The sequence below is a fragment of the Rhizobium sp. CRRU65 genome (assembly GCF_048551595.1).
Classification (GTDB): domain Bacteria; phylum Pseudomonadota; class Alphaproteobacteria; order Rhizobiales; family Rhizobiaceae; genus Rhizobium; species Rhizobium leguminosarum_J.
Genome location: NZ_JBLYZH010000040.1, coordinates 1 through 4,178 on the forward strand (window position 1 = coordinate 1; position 4,178 = coordinate 4,178).

The 4,178-nt window shown below is 56.2% G+C and carries 4 protein-coding genes and 1 pseudogene; 2 read left to right on the plus strand and 3 right to left on the minus strand.

The window, feature by feature from the left end; genetic code table 11:
- From ACM5SV_RS36500 to repA, 3 genes are all read right to left on the minus strand, one after another.
- On the minus strand, window positions 1-247 hold a 247-nt coding region (locus ACM5SV_RS36500), incomplete at its 3' end, for a helix-turn-helix domain-containing protein (protein WP_313904245.1).
- A gap of 155 nt (window positions 248-402) precedes the next feature.
- Window positions 403-1,383 (minus strand): plasmid partitioning protein RepB, encoded by a 981-nt coding sequence (gene repB / locus ACM5SV_RS36505; protein ID WP_222018380.1) that lies wholly within the window; start codon window positions 1,381-1,383, stop codon window positions 403-405.
- Window positions 1,384-1,458: 75 nt separating this feature from the next.
- Window positions 1,459-2,655 carry a plasmid partitioning protein RepA gene (gene repA, locus ACM5SV_RS36510; RefSeq protein WP_128407550.1) on the minus strand — a complete coding sequence of 399 codons (1,197 nt, stop codon included), beginning with the start codon at window positions 2,653-2,655 and terminating at the stop codon, window positions 1,459-1,461.
- A gap of 649 nt (window positions 2,656-3,304) precedes the next feature.
- Here repA and ACM5SV_RS36515 point away from each other — a divergent pair.
- A complete protein-coding gene (locus ACM5SV_RS36515; RefSeq protein WP_409565787.1) occupies window positions 3,305-3,601 on the plus strand; it encodes an NYN domain-containing protein in 297 nt (98 codons plus the stop codon).
- 301 nt (window positions 3,602-3,902) lie between these two features.
- Window positions 3,903-4,081 (plus strand): annotated as a pseudogene (locus ACM5SV_RS36520) (cold-shock protein).
- Window positions 4,082-4,178 lie beyond the last annotated feature (97 nt).

Here is a 4,178-nt window from a genome sequence, read left to right on the forward strand (position 1 = left end):
GGAAGACGATCAGTCCCTTTTCCTCGGAGATTTCGTCGTCAGGGTAGAAGGTCAGAAGCGCGTCGAGCACCGTCAGTGCCCGATCGGTGACGCCAAGCGCCGGCCGTGCTTCGCAGATCGCCCTGAACAGCTTCCATTTGCTGCGTTTCATTCCCGGCTCGATGGTCTCGGCCAGGTGCTGGTTTGCCAGCATGCCAAGCGACATCGGCCGCCGCCCAAAGGGCGTCGTCACATATCCACTCTCCATTTGCCTTCACCTCAGTTTAGGCAAAAGAACTCTGCTCACCAAAAAGCGGTGCCAAGACTCTTGACTGTGATTCGTGGAAATGCGATTCTCGATCTGCTAGGAATACGAGGAAGGCTTCCACGACCGCGTCGTTGGGGGCCTTTTTCTTTTGCGGTCTACTCTCCTTGTTGAACGTTTCGGCCTCGATAGACCTTGTAGAGATCCGTCAGGCTCTCGGAGAGGAAATCCCCAAACCCGACCGCATCCTTGGCCTTCAAAGCAAGTGTAAAAGTTCGTCCGTCGCTCCGCAGATCAGCGGCAACGGACTTGTCGTCGGCAATCCATTTGCTCGCACGAACCTGTTTCGATGGAGTTGATCTGCCTGATGCCTTGATATGCGTCAGCAGTACGTTGAACCGATCGTCGCCTGTCTTCGCGTTGAATTCCGCGGTTGCGAGGAAGGCACGTGCCCTCTCCAAATTCGAGGGCCGCTCCAACAGGGTCTTCAGCTCGTACCAGCGATCACGTCCAATGCCCTTGGCTGCTCCGACCGCATCCAGCAATTCGCGAGGCATGCTTGCCACCGCCAGCATCTTCGATAGGGTCGCCCTGTCCACCGAAAGTGCCGAGAGAACAATTGCGTTGTCACCATCGAAGTGAAGCCGCGCGATTTCATTCGCGAACATTGCCTTCTCAAAAAATGACAGATTGGCGCGCGCCGAATTCTCTTGCCCCTGCGCGACGAGATGATCGCTATCTTTCAGGTCTTTGACGACTGCACGGACGTTTCTTCCGAGAGCCCTTGCCGCCCGAAGACGTCGATGCCCGAACACCACCATATAGCGCTCGGAATCCTTGGGGTGAGGCCGTACCAGGATCGGGCTGTCCTGCCCCCGCTCCCGAATTGCCGAAAGCAATTCGTTGAACTCCTGTTCATCCTCCTCAATGCGATCGCGCACGAACGATACATCGACCAGATCCGGGTTCAGCTCGATGACAGTCTCGCCCTCCAGCAGCTTATCTGCACGGGCCGCCATCTCATCGATGGAATTCAGGATCGACTTAGAAGCGCCCCGGATGGTGTAATCAAGCACTGCCCGGTTGCTGTCGGCCGGCGTGTCGCTCATCACATTGGCGAATGGGTTTTTCCGAGCCATATCGCTATCCTCGAAGCCATGTTATCGGGTTGTTTCGACTGCAGAATCTTGCTGTTTTGACGGCGGTCAACATCATTAGAGCCTCCCCCAAGCCCTATGGATCAATCCTTGGATCTCGAAATTGACGGCATCCATGCATTCGATCGCGCGGTCATAGGTTTCTCGCGTGAAATTTGAGCGATCGAGCTCGTAGAGGGTACGTTTCGTCAAGCCGGCATCGGAGATTGCCGTTGTCTTCACCATCGGGCTCTTGAGGATTTCCTCGGCAAACATCGATTGCATGAAGCCCAGCATCTGCACCTGCGGTACATCCGTTGGCTCAAATCTGGTGATCAGGTAACGGAGCCAGTCCATGCGCACATTGGCACCAGCCTTTTTAATTGTCTTGGTGATATTGCCGAGCATGAGCAGGAACTGCGACATCGACATCAGGTCCAACATTTGCGGATGGACTGTAATCAAGACGGAGGTCGCCGCAGTGAGCGCGGTTAAGGTGAGATATCCCAGTTGCGGAGGGCAATCGACCACCACGACGTCGTAGCGGCTGTCAACCTCCTCGAGCGACTTGCCGAGACGCGTGAAGAAGCGCTTCCCATCCGTGCCAGCCTGCATGGCAAGGGGCGTGTCGTATTCATATTCCTGCAATTCCAGATTCGCCGGGACAATATCGAGGCCAGGGAAATTGGTCGGCAGAATGACGTCGGCAATCGACTTGCGCTCGTCGTCATAGCGTATCGCATCGTAGAGCGAGGGATTCCGATCAAGCTCCGGCTGGAAACCGTGCAGAGCCGAGAGCGACGCCTGTGGGTCAAGATCGATGGCAAGCACGCGGTGTCCGGTCAGCGCCAAGTGCTGCGCAAGGTGAGCCGTTGTGGTCGTCTTGCCAGAGCCTCCCTTGAAGTTGACGACCGCAATGACCTGCAATTTATCGCCCGGCTTGCGGTGAGGAACATATTTCTTAGCTTCCGACTTCCCTGTCCTGTCCAGAAAAAATCGCAGCTCCAACATCTGTTCGGCAGTGTAGTATCTGCGATTTCCCGACATTGTGACTGGCTTCGGCCCTTTGCCGTCGAGATAGAGGCGCTTCAAATTGCTCGGGGTGACGCCAAGGTAGTGCGCGACTTCCGCGAGCGAGAACTGACGCAGGTCTTTCTTCGCGTTCGGGGGAAAGTTCTCCAGACGCAGTTGATCGAGCTTGCGCGAGATTTCCGCACCTTGCATCAGGATCTTGTCGTCAAACTCAAACGACGGTAGCGGGCTAAACGCGTTCATTGTGCCTTGGACCATTCTGTCGATAAAATCACCAAAACCGGAGAAATGTCGTCATTATCTCCGATTCTCTGAGTCTCACAAGGGAAATAGCGTTAACAGGAAGTCAACGCACAGCAGAAGTGCAGGTCATAGCGATTCTCTGTTAAAGGGAAGGTCGTGGTTTTCATATTCACAGATCATGTTGACTGCCGTCAAAACGGTCGATTTTCGCAACAAGCGCAATGGCTTAAAAGTTTTCGCGACTCAGGGTCTGTCTTTGCCGCTCAAAACGTGTCGCGACGGAGATCAGAGAGAGAATGCCGGCAATCGACCGATCGCCTGGCGTGAGATCCGAGACGCCGGCGAATCGCGGAGGCCGCATATCCTATCGCAAGCAGAAGAACTCTTATTCGGTCAAAAATGCGATCTCCGCGCCTCACCGTACTGTCGACGCCTTTGACCCTACCTCGGCAAGGATTGCAGAGGCCTGCTTGGAGAGGCGGCCGAAAAGGCGAGGCAGGCATCCGACGCATCTATTGGGGGTTCACCGGATCGCGATCGAGGGCCGGGCGGATCGATTGGACAAGCAAGCGTCCATTCCCAGCGCGGTTTGCCTAAACGACGGGGAAAACGACTCCGACATTATGCGGATAATCCATGCGATGGACTGTTGCACAGTGGTTCTCTCGACAGTTTCTGCCTGCCGTCGTCGGATAGCGATTTCACGCGGTTCGCCGCCCGGATCCGAGAGCAGGGCGTCGATGTTTTCACCTGTGGCGAGCAGAAGACCGGCCGAGAGTTTCCGACTGGCCTGCCAGCGGTTCATCTACACCGAGAACGTTCTTCCCCGGGCGAAACCATAGACGAGCAGAGCCCCGCGCCTGCCGACAACTCGTTGCAGCCAGCAACTGTGACCGTGCCGTTCATCAAAGGTGCTGTCACAAGAGAGCACCGAAGACCGACGTAGCAATCTGCGCACCGTCGGCTTCAGAACCTGGTGTCAGACTTCGACCCATGAACGTTTGGCTTTCGCAAACTCGGCGATCTCATCCGCAAGACAACCAGTTCGAGTTCCCCCAAGCCGCGGCCCGTCGGCATCCGGGTTGAACAGCAAGACCGAAGTCGCGCCGCCACTGTGAGGGGTCGGCGGGGCAGGGAAATGTTGGGATGGCTTTCGTGGAGTTCAGAAACGTCTATCAGTACAAGCGATAATAGGAGGGTTGCTTGGACCGAAAGTCCGGCAAGACTACGATCAAAGGGAAGACGCAATGGCGACCGGTACGGCAAAGTGGTTCAACGCAACGAATGGCTTCGGCTTCATCCGGCCGGACGACGGCAGTACCGATGTGTTCGTCCACATTTCGCGGTAGAGCGGGCTGACCTGCGTGGCCTCAAAGATGGTCGGAAGATTGCCTACTGTCCAGCCGATAGATGGGTAACAGATTGAACCGGATAGATGGGTTACAGTTCTCCCCCTTGTAGACCAGTGTCCGCCCCTGCGCCGGCTGGTCGGGGTTGCAGGGCGCTGGGGCGGACAAGCCGCT